Annotated in this window: 23 protein-coding genes; 13 read left to right on the plus strand and 10 right to left on the minus strand. The window is 74.5% G+C overall.

What is annotated here, in order from left to right:
* Positions 1–17 precede the first annotated feature (17 nt).
* Complete coding sequence (locus tag OG774_RS22125) at positions 18–788, plus strand: potassium channel family protein (protein WP_328304390.1); 771 nt, start codon at positions 18–20, stop codon at positions 786–788.
* Between the two features lie 4 nt (positions 789–792).
* On the opposite strand, the gene OG774_RS22130 is transcribed toward OG774_RS22125, so the two are convergent.
* Genes OG774_RS22130 through OG774_RS22145 form a run of 4 tightly spaced genes read right to left on the minus strand, consistent with a single transcriptional unit; the run spans position 793 to position 5,112 of the window.
* Positions 793–1,812 carry a threonine aldolase family protein gene (locus OG774_RS22130; RefSeq protein ID WP_328304391.1) on the minus strand — a complete coding sequence of 340 codons (1,020 nt, stop codon included), beginning with the start codon at positions 1,810–1,812 and terminating at the stop codon, positions 793–795.
* Positions 1,809–2,246: a response regulator gene (locus OG774_RS22135; RefSeq protein WP_328304392.1), complete on the minus strand. Its 438-nt coding sequence runs from the start codon at positions 2,244–2,246 to the stop codon at positions 1,809–1,811. Before OG774_RS22135 ends, OG774_RS22130 begins: the two co-directional genes overlap by 4 nt.
* Positions 2,243–3,907 carry a sensor histidine kinase gene (locus OG774_RS22140; RefSeq protein WP_328304393.1) on the minus strand — a complete coding sequence of 555 codons (1,665 nt, stop codon included), beginning with the start codon at positions 3,905–3,907 and terminating at the stop codon, positions 2,243–2,245. The genes OG774_RS22135 and OG774_RS22140 overlap by 4 nt, the downstream gene beginning before the upstream one ends.
* On the minus strand, positions 3,904–5,112 hold the full coding sequence (locus OG774_RS22145; protein ID WP_328304394.1) for a PP2C family protein-serine/threonine phosphatase: 1,209 nt from the start codon (positions 5,110–5,112) through the stop codon (positions 3,904–3,906). Before OG774_RS22145 ends, OG774_RS22140 begins: the two co-directional genes overlap by 4 nt.
* A gap of 98 nt (positions 5,113–5,210) precedes the next feature.
* Here OG774_RS22145 and purB point away from each other — a divergent pair, with 98 nt between their 5' ends.
* From purB to OG774_RS22160, 3 genes are all read left to right on the plus strand, one after another.
* Entirely contained in the window at positions 5,211–6,629 is a 1,419-nt protein-coding gene (gene purB, locus OG774_RS22150) for an adenylosuccinate lyase (protein ID WP_328311086.1), read from the plus strand.
* 24 nt (positions 6,630–6,653) lie between these two features.
* Positions 6,654–7,553, plus strand: coding sequence for a phosphoribosylaminoimidazolesuccinocarboxamide synthase (locus tag OG774_RS22155; RefSeq protein ID WP_328304395.1), 900 nt, complete (start codon positions 6,654–6,656; stop codon positions 7,551–7,553).
* A gap of 113 nt (positions 7,554–7,666) precedes the next feature.
* The gene (locus OG774_RS22160) at positions 7,667–8,356 is read left to right on the plus strand and encodes a hypothetical protein (RefSeq protein ID WP_328304396.1); all 690 of its coding nucleotides are present in this window, start codon (positions 7,667–7,669) and stop codon (positions 8,354–8,356) included.
* A 52-nt stretch (positions 8,357–8,408) separates the two neighbouring features.
* Here the strand turns inward: OG774_RS22160 and OG774_RS22165 are convergent, their stop codons facing one another.
* The gene (locus OG774_RS22165; RefSeq protein ID WP_328304397.1) at positions 8,409–9,044 is read right to left on the minus strand and encodes an MBL fold metallo-hydrolase; all 636 of its coding nucleotides are present in this window, start codon (positions 9,042–9,044) and stop codon (positions 8,409–8,411) included.
* Between the two features lie 42 nt (positions 9,045–9,086).
* Between OG774_RS22165 and purS the strand changes: the two genes are divergently transcribed.
* Together purS and purQ are read left to right on the plus strand one after the other, a co-directional pair.
* Positions 9,087–9,323, plus strand: a complete 237-nt coding sequence (gene purS, locus OG774_RS22170) for a phosphoribosylformylglycinamidine synthase subunit PurS (protein WP_274188771.1) — start codon at positions 9,087–9,089, stop codon at positions 9,321–9,323.
* Between the two features lie 53 nt (positions 9,324–9,376).
* Positions 9,377–10,048 (plus strand): phosphoribosylformylglycinamidine synthase subunit PurQ, encoded by a 672-nt coding sequence (purQ, locus tag OG774_RS22175; protein ID WP_328304398.1) that lies wholly within the window; start codon positions 9,377–9,379, stop codon positions 10,046–10,048.
* Here the strand turns inward: purQ and OG774_RS22180 are convergent.
* Positions 10,032–10,526, minus strand: coding sequence for a hypothetical protein (locus OG774_RS22180; RefSeq protein WP_328304399.1), 495 nt, complete (start codon positions 10,524–10,526; stop codon positions 10,032–10,034). The genes purQ and OG774_RS22180 overlap by 17 nt on opposite strands.
* A gap of 351 nt (positions 10,527–10,877) precedes the next feature.
* On the opposite strand from OG774_RS22180, the gene purL reads away from it, so the two are divergent.
* Positions 10,878–13,175 carry a phosphoribosylformylglycinamidine synthase subunit PurL gene (gene purL, locus OG774_RS22185; protein ID WP_328311088.1) on the plus strand — a complete coding sequence of 766 codons (2,298 nt, stop codon included), beginning with the start codon at positions 10,878–10,880 and terminating at the stop codon, positions 13,173–13,175.
* A 34-nt stretch (positions 13,176–13,209) separates the two neighbouring features.
* Here the strand turns inward: purL and OG774_RS22190 are convergent, their stop codons facing one another.
* Positions 13,210–13,920 carry an SGNH/GDSL hydrolase family protein gene (locus tag OG774_RS22190; RefSeq protein ID WP_328304400.1) on the minus strand — a complete coding sequence of 237 codons (711 nt, stop codon included), beginning with the start codon at positions 13,918–13,920 and terminating at the stop codon, positions 13,210–13,212.
* Positions 13,921–14,084: 164 nt separating this feature from the next.
* On the opposite strand from OG774_RS22190, the gene OG774_RS22195 reads away from it, so the two are divergent.
* The 5 genes from OG774_RS22195 (at position 14,085) to purM (ending at position 20,473) form a co-directional block, all read left to right on the plus strand.
* The gene (locus OG774_RS22195) at positions 14,085–14,486 is read left to right on the plus strand and encodes a sterol carrier family protein (protein ID WP_328304401.1); all 402 of its coding nucleotides are present in this window, start codon (positions 14,085–14,087) and stop codon (positions 14,484–14,486) included.
* Positions 14,487–14,568: 82 nt separating this feature from the next.
* A complete protein-coding gene (locus OG774_RS22200) occupies positions 14,569–15,375 on the plus strand; it encodes an SAM-dependent methyltransferase (RefSeq protein WP_328304402.1) in 807 nt (268 codons plus the stop codon).
* Positions 15,368–17,608 carry a putative bifunctional diguanylate cyclase/phosphodiesterase gene (locus OG774_RS22205; RefSeq protein ID WP_328304403.1) on the plus strand — a complete coding sequence of 747 codons (2,241 nt, stop codon included), beginning with the start codon at positions 15,368–15,370 and terminating at the stop codon, positions 17,606–17,608. The genes OG774_RS22200 and OG774_RS22205 overlap by 8 nt, the downstream gene beginning before the upstream one ends.
* A 51-nt stretch (positions 17,609–17,659) precedes the next feature.
* The gene (gene purF / locus OG774_RS22210; RefSeq protein ID WP_328304404.1) at positions 17,660–19,312 is read left to right on the plus strand and encodes an amidophosphoribosyltransferase; all 1,653 of its coding nucleotides are present in this window, start codon (positions 17,660–17,662) and stop codon (positions 19,310–19,312) included.
* Positions 19,313–19,357: 45 nt separating this feature from the next.
* Complete coding sequence (purM, locus tag OG774_RS22215) at positions 19,358–20,473, plus strand: phosphoribosylformylglycinamidine cyclo-ligase (protein ID WP_328304405.1); 1,116 nt, start codon at positions 19,358–19,360, stop codon at positions 20,471–20,473.
* Between the two features lie 106 nt (positions 20,474–20,579).
* Here purM and OG774_RS22220 read toward each other — a convergent pair whose 3' ends face one another.
* Complete coding sequence (locus OG774_RS22220; protein ID WP_328304406.1) at positions 20,580–20,798, minus strand: DUF2945 domain-containing protein; 219 nt, start codon at positions 20,796–20,798, stop codon at positions 20,580–20,582.
* 154 nt (positions 20,799–20,952) lie between these two features.
* Positions 20,953–21,144, minus strand: a complete 192-nt coding sequence (locus tag OG774_RS22225; RefSeq protein WP_274188761.1) for a DUF3073 domain-containing protein — start codon at positions 21,142–21,144, stop codon at positions 20,953–20,955.
* A 137-nt stretch (positions 21,145–21,281) separates the two neighbouring features.
* On the opposite strand from OG774_RS22225, the gene OG774_RS22230 reads away from it, so the two are divergent.
* On the plus strand, positions 21,282–22,184 hold the full coding sequence (locus OG774_RS22230; RefSeq protein WP_328304407.1) for a hypothetical protein: 903 nt from the start codon (positions 21,282–21,284) through the stop codon (positions 22,182–22,184).
* Between the two features lie 80 nt (positions 22,185–22,264).
* Here OG774_RS22230 and OG774_RS22235 read toward each other — a convergent pair whose 3' ends face one another.
* Positions 22,265–22,831 (minus strand): RsiG family protein, encoded by a 567-nt coding sequence (locus tag OG774_RS22235; RefSeq protein WP_328304408.1) that lies wholly within the window; start codon positions 22,829–22,831, stop codon positions 22,265–22,267.
* Between the last annotated feature and the right edge of the window lie 22 nt (positions 22,832–22,853).

Raw genomic sequence — 22,853 nt, forward strand, 5'->3', positions numbered from 1 at the left:
CACTACTGTCGGTGGCCATGGACGACGACGGCGAGCCTCGGCTGGAGGCCTGGGAGCGCCGCACCGACTACCCGCTGACCGGGCTCGCGGTGCTCTACCTCGCGGTCTACGCAGTCCAGGTGCTCGCCACGCGCCCCGGTCAGGCCGTGTGGTGGTGGCTCGAGGTCGCGCTGTGGGGCGTGTGGGCGCTGTTCGTCGTCGACTACGTGATCCGGATCGTCCTGGCGAACCGCCGCTTGCGCTTCATCGTCCGGCACCCGCTGGACCTGCTGATCGTGGCTGCGCCGTTCTTCCGGTTCCTGCGCCTGCTGCGCCTCGTCGCCGCCATCTCGACGCTCGGGCGGGTCCTGCGCGACGACTTCCGCGGCCGCGTCGGCAGCTATCTGATCGTCTCGGTGTCGCTGCTCAGCATCGTCGCCGCGCTCGGGGTGTTCGAGGCCGAGCGGGACGCCCCGGAGGCCTCGATCACGACGTTCGGCGACGCCCTGTGGTGGGTGCTCACGACGATCACCACCGTCGGCTACGGCGACCTCTACCCGGTGACCGTCGAGGGCCGGCTGGTCGCGGGCGGCCTGATGCTCGCCGGCATCGCGATCCTCGGCACCGTGACCGCGGCGATCGCGACGTGGTTCCTCGAGCAGGTCGGGGCCCGCGACGCGTCCGAGGCGGTCGCCCCCGCGGTGCAGCGCGATCCGGCCGAGGCGCGCCACGGCGAGCTGCTCGCGGAGATCCGGGCGCTCCGGGCCCGGCTGGACGTGCTCGAGGACCGGGAGCAGGCACCGCGGTAGCGCCTCAGGGCGCCGCGATCCCCGCGACGCGGTCGAGGACGTGGGTGATGTCGTCGTCGTCGACGTCCCGGTGGGTCACGAAGCGCACACCGGGACCGAACGGCACGGCGCGCACGCCCGCGGCGCCGAGCCCGGCGACGAGGGTGGCCGGGTCGGCGGTGGGGACGAGGACGATGTTGGTGTCCGGGGTCGTCGCCGGCCAGCCGAGGGCGCGCAGGCCCGCGGCGAGGCGGGCGGCGCGCGCGTGGTCGGCGGGGAGGTCGCGGGCCTGGCCGAGCGCGACGAGCCCCGCGGCGCCCATGACGCCGCCCTGCCGGATACCGCCGCCGAGCATCTTGCGCAGCCGCCACGCCTGGTCGACGAACGCCGCCGAGCCGGCGACCACCGACCCCATCGGCGCGCCGAGGCCCTTCGACAGGCACACGCTCACCGTGTCGGCGCCCGCCGTCAGCTCGTGCGGCGCGACCTCGAGCGCGGCGGCGGCGTGCCAGATCCGCGCGCCGTCGAGGTGCACGGCGAGCCCGGCGTCACGCGCCGCGGCCACCAGCGCGCGGTGCTCGTCGACGCCGGTGACGGCCCCTCCCGCGCCGTTGTGGGTGTTCTCGAGGCAGAGCAGCGACGTGCGCAGCCCGAAGTAGGGCCCGGCGGCGCCCGCGGCGCGCGTCACCGCGGCCGGTGTCGGGCGTCCGGGGCCACCGTCGTGCTCGAGCGGCAACGGGAGCCCGCCGGCGAGCCACGCCGCGGTCCCGAGCTCGGCCTCGAGCACGTGCGCCCCGGCGGGCGCGAGGAACCTGTCACCGCGTGTCAGGTGGTGCATGAGCGCGACGGTGTTCGCCATGCAGCCGGTGGGGGTCCAGAGGGCGGCCTCGACGCCGAGCAGGTCGGCGACACGGGCCTGGAGGGCGCCGAGGGTCGGGTCGCCGTCGAGGACGTCGTCGCCGACGTCCGCCCCGGCCATCGCCTCGCGCATGGCGGGCGAGGGGCGGGTGACCGTGTCGGAGCGCAGATCGATCGTCCCGCTCACTGCGGCAGCTTCACCACCGACACGAAGAAGTCGTCGATCTGACGGATGACCTCGATGAAGCGCTCGAAGTCCACCGGCTTGGCCACGTACGCGTTGGCGTAGAGGTCGTAGCTGCGCAGGATGTCCTCCTCGGCCTGGGAGGTCGTCAGGACCACGATCGGGATGCTGCGCAGCGACGGGTCGTTCTTGACCTCCTCCAGCACCTCGCGACCGTCCTTGCGCGGCAGGTTGAGGTCGAGCAGCACCAGGCCGGGGCGGGGTGCGTCGGCGAATTCGCCCTCGCGCCGCAGGAACGCGAGCGCCTCGACGCCGTCGGAGACGACGTGCAGCTGGTTGCGCAGCTTGTGGTGCTCGAACGCCTCCTGGGTCATCAGGACGTCGCCCGGGTCGTCCTCGACGAGCAGGACGTGGATCTCGTCGGCGGGGTCGGTCACGGAGCGGCCTCCTGGTCGGGCCCGGGCTCGGGTGCGGGCCCGCGGTCGGTATCGGGGTCGGTCAGGACGGGCAGGGCCACGACGAACGTGGTGCCGGGGGTGGCGTCGGTGTCGAGCCACATCGAGCCGTCGTGGTGCTCGAGGATCTTCCGGCACATGGCCAGTCCGATCCCGGTGCCGGGATAGGTGTTCCGCCCGTGCAGGCGCTGGAAGATGACGAAGATCCGCTCGGCGTACTCCGGGTCGATCCCGATCCCGTTGTCGCTGAAGCGCAGGAGCCAGCGGTCGCCGTCGCGCTCGGCGTCGACGCGCACGCGGGGCGGGTCCTCCCCCCGGAACTTCAGCGAGTTGCCGAGCAGGTTCTGGAACACCGTGGTGAGCAGCGCCGGTGCGCCGTGCACCCGGGGCAGGTCGCCGTGCTCGACGGCGCCGCCGGACTCCTCGAGCGCTCCGGCGACGTTCTCGGCGGCCCGGTCGACGAGCCGGTTGAGGTCCACCGTCTCCATCGCGTCGCCCTGGCGCCCCACCCGCGAGAAGGCGAGCAGGTCGTTGATCAGCACCTGCATCCGCTTGGCGCCGTCGCTGGCGAACTCGATGTACTGGTCGGCGCGCTCGTCGAGCTGGCCTGCGTAGCGGCGTTGCAGCAGCTGGCAGAAGCTCGCCACCTTGCGCAGCGGCTCCTGCAGGTCGTGCGAGGCGACGTAGGCGAACTGCTCGAGGTCGGAGTTCGAGCGTGCGAGCTCGCGGCTGCGGCTGTCGAGCTCCTGGCGGGCCCGCTCGGTGTCGGCCAGCTCGCGGACGATGAGCACGCGCATCGCCTCGACGTCCTCGCCGAGCTCGGTGATCTCGCGGGGGCCGGCGGCGAGCACCTGGTGGTCGAGGTCGCCGTCCGCCACCTGCCGGACCTCGCGGGCGAGGCGGTGCGTCGGCGCGACCACGACCCGGCGCAGCCACTCGAGCAGCGCCACGACGCCGAGCGCGACCACCACCAGGGTCACCGCACCACTGACGGCGAGCGCGCCGGCCGCGCCGTCGAGGCCGTCGCGGGCGTCGTTGCGCAGGTCGAACAGCCGCGTGCGCTGGGCGTCGAGCGCGGCCCGGACCTGGTCGAAGGCCACCTTCCCGACCTCGATCGACGGGCCGGGGACGCCCTGCCCGGCGGCGGCGATCGAGGGCTCGGCGTACGTCGTGCGCCACTGTGCGATGGCCTGCTCGACGGCCTCGAGCTGCGCGAGCGCCTCGGGCCGGCCCCCGACGAGCGCGCGGAGCCCGGCGACCAGCTCGGCCTCGTCGGCGCGTCCGCGGGTGTAGGGGTCGAGGAGCTCGGGGCGCGGCAGGAGGACGTAGCCGCGGACCCCGGTCTCCTGGTCGACGGTGGCGGCGTCGAGCTGCTGAGCGGTGAGCAGGGCGGGGTCGAGGCGGTCCACGAGCTCGCTGCGCTGCCCGGCCAGGGCCGTCAGCCCGGCGATCCCGACGAGCAGTGCGACCAGGAGCAGCACCCCGAGTGCGGCGCCGGTGACCAGCAGGATGCGCTGCAGCGGCCAGCGGCTCAGGCCGTCGCGGCGGCGCGGGCGCGGGACCGGCGCGGCCGCCGGGGGCGCGTCGTCGACGTCCGACGTGGCGTCGGTGGTGTCCTCGGCGGTCCCGGTGGGCGCGCTCACTTGTCGGACACCAGCAGCACCGCCGCCACGTCGTCGGGGCGCGCCGTCGACAGGGACCGCACCCGCTCCATCACGGCGTCCAGCATCGTCCCCGGGTCGTCCCGCCACGGCGCCGGGCCCGCGGTGACCTCGCGCAGGAGGTCCAGGAGGCCGTCGGTCCACAGGACGTCGCCGGAGACCTGCCGGCCCTCGATGAGCCCGTCGGTGTAGAGCAGCAGCGCCCACTTCTTGGGCAGCTCGACCTCGAGCGGCGTCCAGGACGCGCCGTCGCCCACGCCCAGCGGCAGGCCGAGACGCTCGGTCGAGAGCATCGACGTGTCCTGCCCCTCGCCGACGAGCACGGGCGGCGGGTGCCCGGCGAGCCGCAGGGTCATCCGCTCCCGCCCCGGCTCGACGGTCGCGGTGGCGAGCGTGGTGAACAGCGTGGGCTGGTTGCGCTCGTGCACCAGCAGCTCGTGCATCGTCGGCAGCACCCGGTCGGGGTCGATCCCGCTGAGCACCAGCGTCCGCCACGCGATCCGCAGGCTCACCCCGAGGGCGGCCTCGTCGGGCCCGTGCCCGCAGACATCCCCGATGACCGCGTGCAGCGTGCCGTCGCTGCCCTCGACGACGTCATAGAAGTCGCCGCCCAGCAGCGTCTGCTCGGTGCCGGGCTCGTAGCGGGCGAGGACCCGCACCTCCGGGTCCCCGATCAGCGGGGTGGGGAGCAGACCGCGCTCCAGGCGGGCGTTCTCGTCGGCGCGCAGGCGTGCGTCGCGCAGCGCCCGGCGCACCCGGTCGGAGCGGCGGCGCTCGACGGCGTAGCGCACGGCGCGGGCCAGCGAGGGACCGTCGACGAGGTCCTTGACCAGGTAGTCCTGCGCGCCGACCCCCACCGCGTCGGCACCGAGCTGCTCGTCGCGCAGGCCCGTGAGCACGAGCACCGCCGGGCCGTCGGTGTAGAGCAGGCGTCGCAGGCCCTCGAAGCCGTGGGCGTCGGGCAGCGCCAGGTCGAGCAGCACGCAGTCGACGGCCTCCGGGTCGTGCAGCGCGGCCTCGGCCTCGGCGAGCGACTCGGCGCGCTGGAGGTCGACGGCGAGGTCGGCGTCGGTGAAGTGCTCGGTGACCAGGACGGCGTCGGCGTCATCGTCCTCGACGAGCAGCACCCGCAGCGGGGCGGACGCGTCCGGCTCCACCGGCTCCATCAGCCCCTCCTCCCCGGTCACGGCTCAGCGGGAACGGTAGCCGCTGGTGACACCGGGCCGACCGCGGGCGCAGTCCGTGCGCCGACAGGGGCCGTAGGCTCGGCCAGGTGAGTGCACCGATGGTCCCGAACGTGCTCGCCGGGCGGTACGCCTCTCCCGCGCTGACGGCGCTGTGGTCGCCCGAGCGCAAGGTCACCCTCGAGCGCGAGCTGTGGATCGCGGTGCTCGCCGCCCAGGCCGAGCTCGGTGTCGACGTCCCCGACGGCGTCCTCGACGACTACCGCGCCGTGGTCGACCACGTCGACCTCGCCTCCATCGCCACCCGTGAGCGGGTCACGCGCCACGACGTCAAGGCGCGCATCGAGGAGTTCGACGCGCTCGCCGGGCACCAGCACGCCCACAAGGGCATGACCAGCCGCGACCTCACCGAGAACGTCGAGCAGCTGCAGGTCCGGGACTCGCTGCGCCTCGTGGCCGAGAAGACCGTCGCGGTCCTCGCCCGCCTCGCGCGCCGGGCCGGCGAGTACTCCGAGCTGGTCATGGCCGGGCGCAGCCACAACGTCGCGGCGCAGGCCACGACGCTCGGCAAGCGCTTCGCCTCGGCCGCCGACGAGACGCTGGTGGCGCACCGCCGGGTCACGGAGCTGATCGCCCGTTACCCCCTGCGCGGGATCAAGGGACCGGTCGGCACCGCTCAGGACATGCTCGGCCTGCTCGGCGGGGACGCCGGGAAGCTCGCCGAGCTCGAGCGCCGGGTCGCCGAGCACCTGGGCTTCTCCGAGGTCCTCACCAGCGTCGGGCAGATCTACCCGCGCTCGCTGGACCAGGACGTGCTCACCGCGCTGGTCCAGCTCGCCGCCGGCCCCTCCTCGCTGGCCACCACGATCCGCCTCATGGCCGGGCAGGAGCTCGTGACCGAGGGGTTCCAGGCGGGCCAGGTCGGCTCGAGCGCCATGCCGCACAAGATGAACACCCGTTCCTGCGAGCGCGTCAACGGCCTGGCCGTGGTGCTGCGCGGCAACGCGGCGATGGTCTCCGAGCTGGCCGGCGGCCAGTGGAACGAGGGCGACGTCTCCGACTCGGTGGTGCGCCGCGTCGCGCTGCCCGACGCGTTCTTCGCGATCGACGGCCTGCTCGAGACGTTCCTGACCGTCCTCGACGAGTTCGGCGCCTACCCCGCGGTGATCGCCCGGGAGCTCGACCGGTTCCTGCCCTTCCTCGCCACCACGGCCGTGCTGATGGGCGCGGTGCGCGCCGGGGTGGGCCGCGAGACCGGCCACGAGATCATCTCCGAGCACGCCCGCGCGGTGGCGCTGGACATGCGCGAGAAGGGCGCCGAGGGCAACGGCCTGCTCGCCCGACTCGGCGGCGACGCCCGCCTCGGCCTCTCCGCCGGCGACCTCGACGCCGCCGTCGGCGACCCGCGGGCGTTCGTCGGGGCCGCGGGCGCGCAGGTCGCGGAGATCACCCGACGGGTGGACGCGCTCGTGGCGCAGCATCCCGACGCGGCGGGCTACACGCCGTCACCGATTCTCTAGGCCGATCCTCTAGCCTCCCGGCCCGTGGTCTCCCTCGCCGACTATCGGCACGTCGCCTCCGGGAAGGTCCGTGACCTCTACGAGGTCGACGACGAGACGCTGCTGCTCGTCGCGTCGGACCGGATCTCGGCGTTCGACCACGTCCTGCCGACGCCCATCCCGGACAAGGGGCGGGTGCTGACCGCGATGAGCGTCTTCTGGTTCGAGCTGCTCAGCGGCCCGGACGTCGCCGCGCCGCCGGTGGGCCACCACCTGATCGCCGCCCGCGACGACCGCATCCCCGACGACCTCCGTGGCCGCGCGCTGCTCGTGCGCCGGCTGGAGATGGTCCCGGTCGAGTGCGTCGCCCGCGGCTACCTGGCGGGCTCCGGCACGGTCGACTACCGCCGCGACGGCGCCATCTGCGGTGTCGCGCTGCCCGCGGGGCTCGAGGAGGCGAGCATGCTGCCGTCGCCGATCTTCACGCCGGCGACGAAGGCCGCGCAGGGCGAGCACGACGAGAACGTCAGCTTCGAGACCGTCGCCGCGCAGGTCGGGGCGGACCTCGCAGGCGCGCTGCGCGACCAGACCCTCGCCATCTACGCGCGCGGCTCGGCCTACGCCGCCTCGCGCGGCCTGATCCTCGCGGACACGAAGCTCGAGTTCGGCCTCTCGCCCGACGGCGCGCTGGTGCTCGGCGACGAGGTGCTCACCCCGGACTCGTCGCGCTTCTGGCCCGCCGAGGGCTACGCGCCGGGGTCGGTGCCGCCCTCGTTCGACAAGCAGTACGTCCGCGAGTGGCTGACCTCACCCGCCTCGGGCTGGGACCGCCACTCCGGCGAGGCCCCGCCGCCCCTGCCGGACGACGTGATCGACGCCACGCGGGCGCGCTACGTCGAGGCCTACACCCGCTTGACGGGGCGGGAGTGGCCCCCCGCCATGTGATCTGACCTGCGTCGATGCCGGCGCGGTCGTCGATCTCAGCCGTCGTCCACCCGAGCCGAGGTGTTCACCCCCCGGACGCACGGGCGGCACCTCCGACTGGCCTCATGGGGGGCGTGACTCCCCGCCTGATCGTCTCCGTCTCCGGCCTCGGGCCGGGTGCGCCGCTGACGGCCGCCGTCGCGCTCGCCGACGCCCTCGACGCCCGTCGCGTGCCGGCGACCTGGCTGATCGGCCCGCAGCCCCACCCCGAGGTCGCCGCGTGGGCCACCGCACGGCGCCGGGTGGGCGACGCGGTGCTGCTGCACGGCACGCGGACCGAGGTCGGGCCCGGGCGTCCCTACCGTCGCCTGCCCGCGCACGAGGCCGGCCTGCGCCTCGCCGCCGCGCTGCGCAGCCGCGACGTCCTCGGGCCGGCCGTCGACGGGTTCGCCGCCCCGGGGTGGTCGACCTCGGACGGCATCCGGACCGCCCTCGCCGCCGCCGGCGTGGGCCTGGTGCTCGACGACGCCGGGGTGCACCGCCTCGGCGCCGACGGCGCGCCGGCCACCTCGTGGCGGGGACCCGTGACCGGCCCGGGCGTGGGTGTACCGCGTCGCGTCCGCCCGACCCGTGGGCGTGCCGAGCCCGGGCTCGTCCACCTCGCGCTGCACGCCGGTACGCCCGCGGCGGCCGCCGGCGCGCTCGTCGACGACGCCCTCGTCGCGGGCGCGACCCCGCTGGGCGCGGGCGAGCTCGTCGGGCGCCGTGCCCCGCGCCGCGCCGGCGCCACCGGCGACCCGGAGGGCTGGTCGATCACGGCGTGAGGCGCCTCCGGCGCACGTGAGCGATCCGGGTCGCCAGGGCGACCCAGATCGCTCACGTGGTGAAAGCCACCCCGCGCGGAGCGATCCGGACGTCGGTGCCCTCGGGCCCGAGGTTCGAGAAGAGGTTGTAGTGCAGGTCCGGGTTCGCCAGCACGGCCTCGTGGATCGGCACGGCGAGCGGCGGGGCCACGGCGCGCAGGTAGTCGACGGCCTCGGACGCCTTGAGCCACGGCGCGGCGGTGGGCAGCAGCAGGACGTCCGGGGTGCGCTCGGGGACGGTGAACACGTCGCCGGGGTGCAGCACGCTGCCGTCGATCAGGTAGCCGTTGTTGGCGATGGTCGGGATGTCGGGGTGGATCACCGCGTGCTCGCCCCCGCCCACGACCTCGACCGTCGCACCGCCGACGGTGAACGTCTCACCGGGCTCGCGGATGGTGTGGGCGATCTTCCGTTCACCCAGCTGCTCGGCGGTGCCGGTGTCGACGACCAGTTCGGCGCCGGGATTCTGCGCCAGGAGCGCCGGCAGCTTGTCCAGGTCGAGATGGTCGAAGTGCTGGTGGGTGATCAGGATGGCGTCGAGGCCCTCGAGGGTCTCGTAGCCCGAGGAGAAGGCGCCCGGGTCGAGCAGGATCCGGGCCGAGCCGGTGTCCGCCACGACGCAGGCGTGGCCGAGGTGTACGAGTTCCACGCCACCGCCTTCCCCTCCCGGCGCACCGGTAACCTGGACGGCGTGGCTCGCGTGATCGTCGACGTCCTACCGAAGGCCGAGATCCTCGACCCCCAGGGTCAGGCGGTGGCCCGGGCGATGGGGCGTCTGGGGGTCGACGGCGTCGCCGACGTCCGCCAGGGCAAGCACTTCGAGCTGGAGGTCGACGACACCGTCGACGACGCCGCGCTCGAGCGCATCGCCGGCTCGCTGCTGGCCAACCCGGTGATCGAGGAGTGGGTCGTGCGGAGGGTCCAGTGACCTCGGAGACGGAGCGTCGAGGGGAGCACGTTGAGAGGGGGAGTCGACCATCGATGCGTGTCGGGGTCATCACGTTCCCGGGGACGCTCGACGACGTCGACGCCGCCCGCGCCGTGCGCTACGCGGGCGGCGAGCCCGTCGGGCTCTGGCACGACGACGCCGACCTGAAGGGTGTCGACGCCGTGGTGGTGCCCGGCGGCTTCTCCTACGGCGACTACCTGCGCGCCGGCGCCATCGCCGCGCGCTCGCCGGTGATGGGCCCCGTCGTCGAGGCGGGCCGGGCCGGGATGCCGGTGCTCGGCATCTGCAACGGGTTCCAGATCCTCTGCGAGGCGGGCCTGCTGCCGGGCGCGCTCGTGCGCAACCACGGCCTGCGGTTCGTGTGCCGCGAGGTCGGGCTGCGCGTGGAGGCCGACACCGCGTGGACGTCGTCGTTCGCCGTCGGCCAGGACATCCGCGTGCCGCTGAAGTCGGGCGAGGGGCGCTACGTCGCCGACGACGCCACCCTCGACGCCCTCGAGGGCGAGGGCCGCGTGGTGTTCCGCTACACCGAGCCCGCGCCCAACGGTGCGCTGCGCGACATCGCGGGCATCAGCTCGGCCGACGGGCGCGTGGTCGGCCTCATGCCGCACCCCGAGCACGCCATCGACGCGCTCACCGGCCCCGGCACCGACGGCCTGGGCCTGTTCACCTCCGTCTTGACGAGGCTCACGGCAGCAGCGTGACCCGGAGCTCCCAGAGGTCGGCGTAGACCATGAGCATCTGGCCGCCGAGGTGCAGCACGAGTCCGCGCATCTCGTCGGGGGCCTCGACGTGGGTGAGCAGGCGCGACACGTCCTCGATCGCCTCGCCGACCACCTCGTCGAACGGGGCCGCCGCGCTGACGTCGTGACCCCCCGGCTCGGTGGGCTGCACCGCGGGGAGCAGCGGCACCACCGTGTCGCCGCGGGCCCCCGGGGCCAGGGCGAGCACGACGACACCCCCGGAGCCGTCGTCGACGAGGAACTCGAGCATGCCGGCGGACGCGTCGACGTGCGGGCGGACGCTCTCGGGGACGCGCCCGGCGAGCTCGAGGTCGTGCCGGCGGACCCCGATCAGCTCGCGGTCGAGCACCAGGCCGAGCCGGGTGAGCGGATCGGCGGTCGACGCGGGCGCGTCGTCCGACGTCGCACCGGCGGCCGGGGAGACGGAGGCGGTGGTCATGGCTCCATGATGTATCGAGGGTCCGACACCCCCGGGTATTGCATGACACGCCCGCACCGTGTCGCGGCGAAACGACCGTGTTGGCCCACGAACGGCCATCCGATCGAGCTAACGGTCCAGTCAACTCCACCTAGTGGCGGTGCGCACGGTGGGCGTGTGGTGGACAGCGCCGTGTGGAGTCGGTGACATCGGCGGATCGCCGTTTGTCGACCGCACGTCGTGGGTAGCGGCACGCTCACCGCGGGTGAGGCCGTCGGGAGCCCCTGGTGAGGCCCTGCGCACGGGCCCGGGAGCCGGTCGCGCGGGGCGCCTACCCTCGGAGGGGTGCCCGTTCCCGCCGGTCCGGCCCCTGTGAACCCCGTCCCCGAGGCGCCCCCGGCCCTCCCGCCCGTCGACGACGTCGCGCACGCCGAGGCGACGCCCGACGAGCCCCAGCCGCACGCCGCCCTCGGCCTGCGTGACGAGGAGTACGCCCGCATCCGGGAGATCCTCGGTCGCCGGCCCACCGAGGCCGAGCTCGCCATGTACTCGGTGATGTGGTCGGAGCACTGCTCCTACAAGTCCTCGAAGGTCCACCTGCGCCGCTTCGGCGAGACGACCACCGAGGCGATGCGCGCGCGCCTGCTCGCGGGCATCGGCGAGAACGCGGGCGTCGTCGACGTCGGCGACGGCTGGGCCGTCACCTTCAAGATCGAGTCGCACAACCACCCGTCGTACGTCGAGCCGCACCAGGGTGCGGCCACCGGGGTCGGCGGCATCGTCCGCGACATCATGGCCATGGGCGCGCGTCCGGTCGCCGTCATGGACGGGCTGCGCGTCGGCCCGCTCGACGCCCCCGACACCGCCCGGGTGCTGCCCGGCGTCGTCTCCGGCGTCGGCTTCTACGGCAACTGCCTCGGCCTGCCCAACATCGGCGGCGAGGTCGTCTTCGACCCGAGCTACTCGGGCAACCCGCTGGTCAACGCCCTGTGCGTCGGGGTGCTGCGCCACGAGGACCTGCACCTGGCGTTCGCCTCCGGCGCCGGCAACAAGATCGTGCTCTTCGGGGCCCGCACGGGCCTCGACGGGATCGGCGGGGTCTCGGTGCTCGCCTCGGAGACCTTCGTCGAGGGCACCGGGCGCAAGAAGCTGCCCAGCGTCCAGGTCGGCGACCCGTTCGCCGAGAAGGTCCTCATCGAGTGCTGCCTCGAGCTCTTCGGCGGCGGGCTGGTCGTCGGCATCCAGGACCTCGGCGGCGCCGGGCTGTCCTGCGCGACGAGCGAGCTCGCGAGCGCCGGCGACGGCGGCATGCACGTCGACCTCGACACCGTCCCGTTGCGCGCGGAGAACATGACCGCCGCCGAGATCCTCTCCAGCGAGTCGCAGGAGCGGATGTGCGCGGTGGTCACCCCCGAGAACGTCGATGCCTTCATGGCCGTCTGCCGGCGCTGGGACGTCACGGCGACGGTGATCGGCGAGGTCACCGACGGCGACCGGCTGCGGATCACGCACCGGGGCGAGACGGTGGTCGACGTCCCGCCGCGCACCGTCGCGCACGACGGCCCGGTGTACGAGCGGCCCTACGCCCGCCCCGACCGGCAGGACGCGCTGCAGGCGGACGGCGTCGGGGGCCGCGCGCGGCCGTCGGCGCCCGCCGAGCTCGCTGCCCAGGTCCGTGATCTCGTCGCGTCGCCTGCGCTCGCCGCGCGGACGTGGGTCACCGAGCAGTACGACCGCTACGTCCGCGGCAACACGACCTCCGCGACGCCCGCGGACGCCGGCGTGGTCCGCGTGGACGAGGCGAGCGGTCGCGGGGTCGCGGTGTCGATCGACGCCAACGCCCGCTTCTGCCAGCTCGACCCGCGCGCCGGGGCCCAGCTCGCCCTCGCGGAGTCGATGCGCAACGTCGCGTCCTCGGGCGCGGTCCCGGTCGCGGTCACCGACTGCCTGAACTTCGGCTCGCCCGAGGACCCGGCCGTCATGTGGCAGTTCGCGGAGGCCGTCGGAGGGCTCGCCGACGCCTGCGCGGCGCTGGGCCTGCCCGTCACCGGCGGGAACGTCAGCTTCTACAACCAGACCGGGAGCGCGGCGATCCTGCCGACGCCGGTGGTCGGCGTGCTCGGCATCCTCACCGACGTCACGCGGGCGGTGCGCCACGGCCTCGGCCCGGAGGGCCATGCGGTCTGGCTGCTCGGCGAGACCCGCGACGAGCTCGACGGCTCGGCGTGGGCCGGCGTCGTGCACGACCACCTCGGTGGGCGGCCCCCGCGGGTCGATCTCGCCGCCGAGTCGCGCCTCGCCGCGCTCATGGCGTCGGCGGGTGCCGACGGCCTGCTCTCGGGCGCCCACGACCTCTCCGACGGTGGGCTGGCGCAGGCCCTCGTCGAGGCGTCGCTGGCCACCGGCTGCGGCGCGCGGGTCACGCTGCCCCCGGCGCCGGGCCTGGACCCCGCCGCGGTCCTGTTCTCCGAGACCGGGGCGCGGATGCTCGTCACCGTCGCCCCGGGCGACGAGGCCGAGCTCGCCCGCCGCTGCGCCGACGCCGGCCAGGCGGCCGCGCGCCTCGGCGAGGTCGGCGGCGAGGTGCTCGAGATCGAGGGCGTCGACCCGCTCCCGCTCGCCGAGCTCCGCGCGCTCTCCGAGGCCACCCTCCCGGCGGCGCTCGACTGAGCGGCGGGTGCAGCGAACGGGCCGTTCGCTGCTTCTACGCGCGCGAAGTCCCCGTTCGCTCGCCCAGCGCCTCGACGAACGCGCGCCCGTAGCGCCGGTAGCCGCGGCCGTTGGGGTGGGCGAGGTCGGGCCCCGCCTCCCAGAGCCGGATCCGGTGCGTCGCGGCCTCGAGTGCCACCGGCCGCAGCTCCGGGTGGGCGGCGACGACCTCGCGGGCGACGGCGGACAGGCGCATCCCGCGCTCGCGCACGACGCCCCGCTGGAGGTCCGGGACGTCGGCCACGAGCGCGCCCGCGGGCAGGGCGGCGCAGAGGGCCTCGAGGTCGCGCCGGTACTCCTGCACCGGGACGTCCTGGGCGGCGTCGTTGGTGCCGACGGCGAGGGCGAGGATCGCCGTGGGGTCGGTGAACGCCTCCGGGGGCACGACCGGGAGCTGCTCGGCGAGGACCTCGGCCGCCGTCGCCCCGACGACGCCCAGGTTCACCACGCGCACACGCACCCCGTCGCGCGCCTCGATCGCGTCGGCCAGCCGGCCCACCCAGGACCGCTCCGGGTGCACGGCGCCGAGCCCCTGGGCCAGCGAGTCGCCGAGCGCCACCAGCAGCACGTCCCCGGGGCTGCGTCCGCGCCGGCGCCAGTAGGCGGCGTGATCGGCCTCCATGGTCGTGGCGAGCCACAGGCGGCGGGCCTGCACCGCGGCGAACCCGAGGAACCCGGCGAGGACGAGGGAGCGGACGCGCGGCACGGACCGGCACCGTAGCCGCGCAGGGTGCAGGCACCGTCCCGTGGTCGACGAGCCCACCGGTCACCTGGGAGATCGACACCGACCACCTGGGCTGGTTGACCACCGCAGCTCGACCACCGCAAGCCGCCCCTCCGGTGCCCCCGCCGTCGCTACCCTGGACGACCGTGCCCCGACGAGCCCCCGACCCCGCGCAGGTGCGGGCCGACCTACTGGCGGTCGCCGGCTGGGTCCGCGACCCCGACGGCGTCGAGCGCCCGCCGCGTCCCGCGCTCGCCGCCGCCGTGCGCTCGTCGCTGCGCACGCTGGAGCACCACGCCCCCGGCCACTCGGTGGAGGTCCGCGTGCCGCCGTTCGGCGCGGTGCAGTGTGTCGAGGGCCCGCGCCACACCCGGGGCACGCCGCCCAACGTCGTCGAGACCGACCCGGCGACGTGGCTGGCCCTCGCTCTCGGCCTGACGACGTGGGACGCCGCGGCCGATCGCGTGACGGCGTCGGGGCACCGCGCGGCGGACATCGCCCGATGGCTCCCGGTGGTGGACGTGCATCGAAGGTGTGAGAACGACTGAGCCGACCCGGTAGCACCCGTATCATCCCGATGACCGGAACGTGACCGACACGAGCGGTGGCGGTCGACGGAGAGGGGACCGGGTGCAGCGGCCGAGCTGGGCTCCCGAGGAGATCGACGTCGACCGGCCGAGTGCGGCCCGGGTGTACGACTACTACCTCGGTGGCCTGCACAACTTCTCGGCCGACCGCGACATGGCGGCGCGCGCGGTCGCCGACTGGCCCGAGCTGCCGCGCATCATGCAGGCCAACCGGGCGTTCCTGCGGCGGGCCGTGCGCCACCTCGCCGCGCAGGGCATCGACCAGTTCCTCGACATCGGGTCCGGCATCCCCACGGCCGGCAACGTCCACGAGGTCGCCCAGGCCGCGCTGGGCGAGGCCCGCGTCGTCTACGTCGACATCGACCCGATCGCCGTCGCGCACGCCCGGGCCCTGCTCGCCGACGACCCCACCACGGGCGTCGTCGAGGCCGACTTCACCGACCCGCCGTCCGTGCTCGACGACCCGGTGACGCGCTCGCTGATCGACTTCTCCCGCCCGGTCGGGGTGCTCGTCGTCGCGCTGCTGCACTTCGTCGGCGACGACCGGCGGCCGGGCGAGGTGCTGGCCCGCTACCGCGAGGCGATGGCGCCGGGCAGCTATCTGGTCCTCAGCCACGCCAGCGCCGACGGCGCCCCGGAGCGCGCGGACGAGCACCGGGCGCTCTACCGCCGCACCGCCACCCCGATGACCATGCGCTCCCGCGACGAGGTCGCCGGGCTCCTCGAGGGGTTCACCCTGGTCGAGCCCGGGATCGTGTACCTCCCGCAGTGGCGTCCCGACGACCCGTCGGCGCCGCTGGAGAACCCGGAACGGTTCACCGGTCACGCCGCCGTGGGTCGTCGTGACTGAGCGTCGGGCGGCGGGGCCCGCGGCCCCGGACCGCGACACGCTCGACGCGCTCGCCGCCCGGTGGGCCGAGGAGGTCGAGGGCACGAGCTACGTGCCGATGGCCGCCGACGAGCTGCAGGAGCACCTGCTCGAGCTCGCCGGCCTGGTCGTCGAGGCCGTGCGCGCCGAGCCGCCCCGCCCGGAGGTGGGTGCCGAGGTCGGCCGGCGCCTCGTGGCGGCGCACTTCACGGGCCCCTCGACGCTGGAGCGCACGGTGGTGCTGCTCGCGGAGCGGCTGCCCGTGCTCTACGGCCCCGAGGTGCTCCCGGCCGTGCACGCGCTCACCGGGGCGCTCGCCGCCGGCTACGCCGCCACGCTGCGCGACCGCACCCTCGACGAGCAGGAGGCCATCCGGCGGGCCGTGCTCGTCGCGCGCCAGCACACCGAGCAGGCCCTGCACGCCAGCGAGGCCCGGTTCCGCGCGATGTTCCACGAGGCCGCGATCGGGATCGGCCTCGGCGACATGAAGGGGCGGATCCTCGAGGTCAACCCGGCCATGACGCGGATGTTCGGGCACACCGCCGACGAGTTCCGGACACTCACCGTCGGCGAGCTGGCCCACCCCGACGACGCCCCGGCGGTGTGGCGGCTCTACGAGCGCCTGCTGCGCGGCGAGCTGGACAACTTCCGCATCGAGAAGCGCTTCTTCCGCCGCGACGGCGAGGTGATCGTCGGGCACCTGACGCTCTCGCTGGTGCGCGACGAGGAGGGCAGGCCGTCCTACCAGCTGGCGATGCTCGAGGACGTCTCCGAGCGGCACCGCCTGCAGCAGCACCTGACCTATCAGGCGTATCACGACCCGCTGACCACGCTGGCCAACCGCGCGCGGTTCACCGAGCGCCTCGAGAGGGTCTTCGCGGACGCCGGGCCGCAGTCCACGCGCCGGGTCGGGGTCTGCTACCTCGACCTCGACGGCTTCAAGACCATCAACGACAGCCTCGGCCACCACATCGGCGACCTCATGCTCCAGGAGGTGGCCCGCCGCCTCGGCGCCTGCGCCGGCGAGGGCGAGCTCGTGGCTCGCACAGGGGGCGACGAGTTCGTCGTGCTGGTCGAGGACTCCCAGGGCGTCGACCGCCTGGTGGGCCTCGCCGACCGCGTGCTCGCGGCCCTCGCCCCGCCGCTGCGCCTGGCCGGCCAGGAGCTCGCCGTGGGCGCGAGCATCGGCGTCGTGGAGCAGGCCGTCACCGACACCACCGCCAGCGAGCTCATGCGCGCGGCGGACATCACGCTCTACACGGCCAAGGCGGAGGGGCGCGGCCGCTGGGCGGTGCACGACCCGGATCGCGACGAGGCCGAGACCGCGCGGTTCACGCTGTCCGCCGCCCTGCCCATGGCGGTCGCGCACGACGAGTTCTTCGTGCTCTACCAGCCGCTGGTCTCGCTGTCCGACCACCGCGTCCGTGGCGTCGAGGCGCTGGTGCGCTGGCAGCACCCCCGCCTCGGCGTGCTCTCGCCCGCGCTGTTCATCGGGCCCGCCGAGGAGACCGGGGTCATCGTGCCGCTGGGGCGCTCGGTGCTCGAGACCGCCTGCCGCGACGCCCGCGACTGGCACGCCGAGTTCGGGTCGGCGGCCCCGTTCGTCAGCGTCAACGTCGCCCCGCGCCAGCTCCACGAGCCGGGCCTTGTCGCCGAGGTGGCCGCCCTGCTCGACCGCACCGGCCTTCCCCCCGACCGCCTGCAGGTGGAGCTCACCGAGCGGGCGCTCACCACCGACGAGGGCGCCCCGCTCAAGGCCCTCGACGGGCTGCGGGCGATGGGCGTCCGGATCGCCGTCGACGACTTTGGCACCGGCTACTCCAACCTCTCCTACCTGCGCAAACTCCCCGTCGACGTGATCAAGCTCGACGGGTCGTTCGGCGAGGGGCTGCGGGAGGAGGAGCTCTACGACGAGGTCGACGAGCGGATCGTCGGGACGCTGGTCGACCTCGGTCACGCGCTGGACCTGACGGTCACCGCCGAGGGCGTCGAGACCGCGGCGCAGGCCGCGCGGTTGCGCGAGCTCGGGTGCGACGAGGGGCAGGGCTGGCTGTTCGCGCCCGCGCTGCCCGCCGGGGACGTCGCCACGATGCTGCGCCGCGGAGAGCCGCTGGGCGAACTGACCAACGCCTCACCGTCGAGGCCGGCCGGGCTGAGAGCGGGATCGCGTCCCCGACGGCGCGCAGGGCCCCGCCGGGACGGTCGGGGCGCGTAGGGTTGTCAGCGGCACGACTCGTGGCATCACCGTCGACAAGGAGCCGTCCCGGTGGACCCAGCCGGACCTGATTCACGGCCCACGTCATCCACCTCGACACCCCCCGAGGCCCCCGCGTACGACGAGGGGCCCAAGGAGGAGTGCGGCGTCTTCGGCGTCTGGGCGCCCGGCGAGGAGGTCTCGAAGCTCACCTACTTCGGGCTCTTCGCCCTCCAGCACCGCGGCCAGGAGGCCGCGGGCATGGCCGTCAGCGACGGTCGCCAGATCGTCGTCTTCAAGGACCTCGGGCTGGTCAGCCAGGTCTTCGACGAGCAGACGCTCTCGTCCCTGCGCGGCCACCTCGCCGTGGGCCACACGCGGTACTCGACGACGGGCTCCCCCACCTGGGAGAACGCCCAGCCGACGTTCCGCACCACCGCGGCCGGCACCGGCCTCGCGCTGGGGCACAACGGCAACCTCGTCAACACCGCCGAGCTGGTGCGGCGTCGCGACGCCGCCCTCGCGGTGAACGGCGGCCCGCGCAACGGGCACGGCGGCGGCAATCGGCGCTCGTCGGCCCTCGTCGGCGCCACCACCGACTCCGACGTCGTCACGGGCCTGCTCGCCGACGCGGCGGCCGACCTCGGGGTCGAGGAGGCGGCGCTGCGCCTGCTGCCCGACCTCCAGGGCGCCTTCAGCATCGCCTTCTGCGACGAGACCACGCTCTACGCCGCCCGCGACCGCCACGGCGTGCGCCCGCTCGTGCTGGGCCGTCTCGACCGTGGCTGGGTCGTCGCCTCCGAGACCGCCGCCCTCGACATCGTCGGGGCGTCGTTCGTCCGCGAGGTCGAGCCCGGCGAGCTCATCGCCATCGACGCCGAGGGCCTGCGCAGCTCACGGTTCGCCGCGCCCGAGCCCAAGGGCTGCATCTTCGAGTACGTCTACCTCGCCCGCCCGGACACCTCGATCTCCGGCCGTGGCGTGCACTCGGCGCGCGTCGAGATCGGGCGCCGCCTCGCCGCCGAGCACCCGGCGGAGGCGGACCTCGTGATCCCCGTCCCGGAATCCGGGACGCCGGCCGCCGTCGGCTACGCCGAGGCCTCGGGGATCCCGTACGGCATGGGCCTGGTCAAGAACGCCTACGTGGGCCGCACGTTCATCCAGCCCTCGCAGACGATCCGCCAGCTGGGCATCCGGCTCAAGCTCAACCCGCTGCGCGAGGTCATCCGGGGCAAACGCCTCGTCGTCGTCGACGACTCGATCGTCCGCGGCAACACCCAGCGCTCGCTCGTGCGGATGCTGCGCGAGGCCGGGGCGCTCGAGGTGCACGTCCGCATCGCGAGCCCGCCCGTGCGCTGGCCCTGCTTCTACGGCATCGACTTCGCCTCGCGGGCCGAGCTCATCGCCAACGGCCTCGACGACGAGGGCGTGCGCCGCTCCGTGGGCGCCGACAGCCTGGGCTACATCTCGCAGGACGGCCTCATCGCGGCCACCGATCAGCCGCGCTCGCGACTGTGCACGGCGTGCTTCTCCGGCGAGTACCCGATCCCGCTGCCCGAGGAGGCGATGGTCGGCAAGCACCTGCTCGAGGACGTCACTGGCGCGAGCTGCGGCGACGGCGGATCGGGCGGACCCGTCGTGTTCGAGCACGGGCGCTCGAACGGCACCGGGATGCCGCTCGGGACGCCGGGATACGGTGCCGAGGACGCGCTCAGCCGTCCCTGACGGCCCTCACCCCCGCCTACTCCCGCTCTGCGAGGAACTCCACCGATGACCCACGCCCCCGACGACACGGCACCCGAGCTCGCGGGCCAGCAGGCCAGTTACGCGGCCGCCGGGGTCGACGTCGAGGCGGGGGAGCGGGCCGTCGACCGTCTCAAGCCGCTGGCGAAGTCGACCTCGCGCCCCGAGGTCCTCGGCGGCATCGGCGGCTTCGCCGGCCTGTTCGCGCTGCGCGCGGGCAAGTACCGCGAGCCCGTGCTCGCCGCGTCGACCGACGGCGTGGGCACCAAGCTCGCCGTCGCCCAGGCCGCAGACCGCCACGACACCGTGGGCCGCGACCTCGTGGCCATGGTCGTCGACGACCTCGTGGTCTGCGGCGCCGAGCCGCTGTTCCTGCAGGACTACCTGGCGATCGGGAAGCTCGTCCCGGAGAAGGTCGAGAAGATCGTCTCGGGCATCGCCGAGGGGTGCCGGCTCGCCGGCTGCGCCCTGCTCGGCGGCGAGACCGCTGAGCACCCCGGCGTCATGGAGCCCCATCACTACGACCTCTCGGCCACGGGCGTCGGGATCGTCGAGGCGGACGGGATGCTCGGGCCCGACCGCGTGCGCCCCGGCGACACCGTGGTGGCCATGGGCTCGTCCGGCCTGCACTCCAACGGCTACTCGCTGGCCCGCCAGGTGCTGCTCGAGATCGGCCGGATGTCGCTCGACGGGCACGTCGAGGAGTTCGGCCGCACGCTCGGCGACGAGCTGCTCGAGCCCACGCGCATCTACGCGCGCGATTGCCTCGCCGTCGCCGCCGAGACCGACGTGCGCACGTTCGCCCACGTCACCGGCGGCGGCCTGTGCGCCAACCTGGCCCGCGTGCTGCCGGCCGGCCTGACCGCCGAGCTCGACCGCTCGAGCTGGACCCCGGCCCCGGTGTTCAAGCTCATCGCCTCGCGGGGACGCGTCACCCGCGACGAGATGGAGCGCACCTTCAACATGGGCGTCGGCATGATCGCGGTGCTGCCGCCCGACGACGTCGACCGCGCCATGGCCGTCCTCACGGCCAAGCACGTGCCGTCGTGGGTGATCGGCGAGGTGCGCCCCACCACCGAGGCCGACGACGCGGCCCCGGACGCCGGGCACGCCCTGCTCCGCGGTGACCATCCCCGCTTCTAGCCTTCCGCGCCGAGGAGGTGCGGCAGTCAGCGCTCCCCATCGGCGTACTGAATCGGATATCGCGGCGTACCTACCGACCTCCGGCGCGTTCCGCCGGTCGCCCCGGTCAGTCGGGCATCAGCTCGGAGTGGAGCTTGAGCACCGTCTGGCCGTTCGACTGCTCCAGCACGTAGGCCGGGTTCTCGTCGGTGCCGTTGCGGGTCTTCTTCTTGCCGTCGATGGTGCGCTCGACGCGCTCGGTGTGGACCTCCGAGACCGTGGCCTCGGCCTGGCCCGGACCCCAGTTCCACTTGACGTCGTCGCCCTTGCTGAACGCCTTCGTCACGCCTCGCTCCTCGCACGCCGGGCCGCTCGTGGTCGAGCGGCCGATGGCGCGCGGTTACCCGCCCGGGCGGCGGTGAAGCGTGCCGTCCGGAGCGGGTCGAACCGTGGTGTGGCCGTGTGGTCGGCCGGCGACGATCGACGGTCCTACAGAGCCGTCAACGCTCGTCGTAGCTGTACTCGCCCCAGCGTGCGTCGACCTGCTCGTCGTCGTCGGAGCGTCGGGCGGCGAACCGGTCGTCGCCGCTGCCCAGTTCCTGCTGCAGCGCGTCGAAGTCCGTGTTCGGGGAGCTGTACTTGAGCTCTCGGGCCACCTTCGTCTGCTTGGCCTTGGCTCGTCCGCGTCCCATGTCTGGACCCCCTCGCACAGGGCGGGGGCGGCCGGAGCATCTCCGACGGCCCCCTGAAATCTGAGGTAACTCTCGTACCCACGACAATACCGTGTGTCCGATCGGGGTCGCGACGTGACATGGCACCATCGGCGGCCGTGCCCGCTCCCTTCGTCTGCTACCTGCGCGTCTACGAGCCGTTGGGGGCGCTGAAGGCCCCGTTGGCCGCGCGGGTGCGAGCCGGACTGGCCCGCGGGGCGGTCCCGGTGCTCGACGCCGGCCGTCGCGATCGCGAAGTGTGTCTCCGCGCACAGTTGGCCGTGCCGTCCCGGCTCCTGCCGGGCGAGCGTGCCGACGGCACCCCGCTCGACGGGCCGGCCGACGTGCTGCTCGCGGAGGGACCGGGGGGCACGGGGGGCGAGCCGGTCGGGCCGAAGACGCTGGTCTGCCCGCTCGAGACGCGCCCGCGGGCCGCGGCGGCGCTCGTCGGGTTCCTCACCAGCGAGGTGCCGATCCTGCGCTCGGCGGCGCTCGCCACCGAGGAGTCGGCGGTGCGCTCGCGCGCCGAGGCCGCCGTCGCGGAGCTCGGGGAGTCCGCGACGCACATCGTGTCGGCCAACTGGACGGTGCCGCTGCCGTGGTTCGCGCTGGTGGACCCCGCCGAGCGGATCCTCGTCCTGCCCAGCGACGACGCCGTCACCGCGCCCGAGGCGCCGGCCCGCCGCTGCTACTGGCGCGTGCCGGTCGGTGACGCGCTCACGCGGGCGGACGCGGCCGCCGACCTGCTCACCGAGACGCTCGGCGACGACGGCCCCGCCGAGGTCCTGCGCGACACCGCGCGGTGGCTGCGGCACTTCGACCCGGGCTCGCTGGTCGAGCTCGACTACGGCGGCCTCGTGACGCTCATGGACGACCAGACCCTCGCCGCGGACACGTCGGCCGAGGACGTCACCGAGGCCCTCGAGGCGCTGCGGGGCGGCGACGCCGAGCGCGCGATGGCGAGCTACCGGCGTCTGCGGGACTTCTGGGCGAGCCGGGCGGCCCACCAGCGCGCCAACTAGTCAGCCGCGCCAAGGAGATGCGGCAGTCAGCGCTCCTGCGTCGCGCTGCCTACCGATCTCCGGCGCGCTCCGGCGGTCGTCTACTGCATCTCCTTGCGCAACAGGTCGTCCACCGACGCCGAGCCGTCGCGGTAGCGCCGGCCGAGCTCGTCGTTGCAGGCGTCCATGACCTGCTGGACCATGCTGCGGTGCTCGGAGACCGAGCGCTCCTCCTCCGCGTACGCGGTGGCGGCGGCCGTGAGGTCGTCGTCGGAGAGGGTCGCGACGTCGGAGAGACCCGTGTCGGCGAGCAGTGCCTCGACGTGCCGGCGGTGCGACTCGGCCCGCGAGGGCTGCACCGTGTGGTGACGCCCGCGGCCCGCGGCCGGGCCGAGCGCGTTGTCGGCGAGGATGCGCGGGAGCTCGTCCACGAGCGACGGACCCTCCTCGCCCTCGGCGGCGGCCGCCCGGCGTCGCTGCTCGAACCGGACGATGTCCATGCGCGCGTGCAGGAGCCGGCGCAGGTAGGAGAGGTCCGTCTCCTCCTGCGCCGCGTCGTCGCGCTTGGCCCGGGCGTCGTCCATCGGGCACGTCGCCAGGTCGGCGAGGAAGGCGGGGTCGAGCACGCGGTCGAGGCGTCGGCGACCGCCCTGCCGGAACTCGATCATGGCTTCACATGGTGCGCGACCA

The sequence above is a fragment of the Actinomycetospora sp. NBC_00405 genome (genome assembly GCF_036044095.1).
In the GTDB taxonomy this organism is placed as follows: Bacteria; Actinomycetota; Actinomycetes; order Mycobacteriales; family Pseudonocardiaceae; genus Actinomycetospora; species Actinomycetospora callitridis.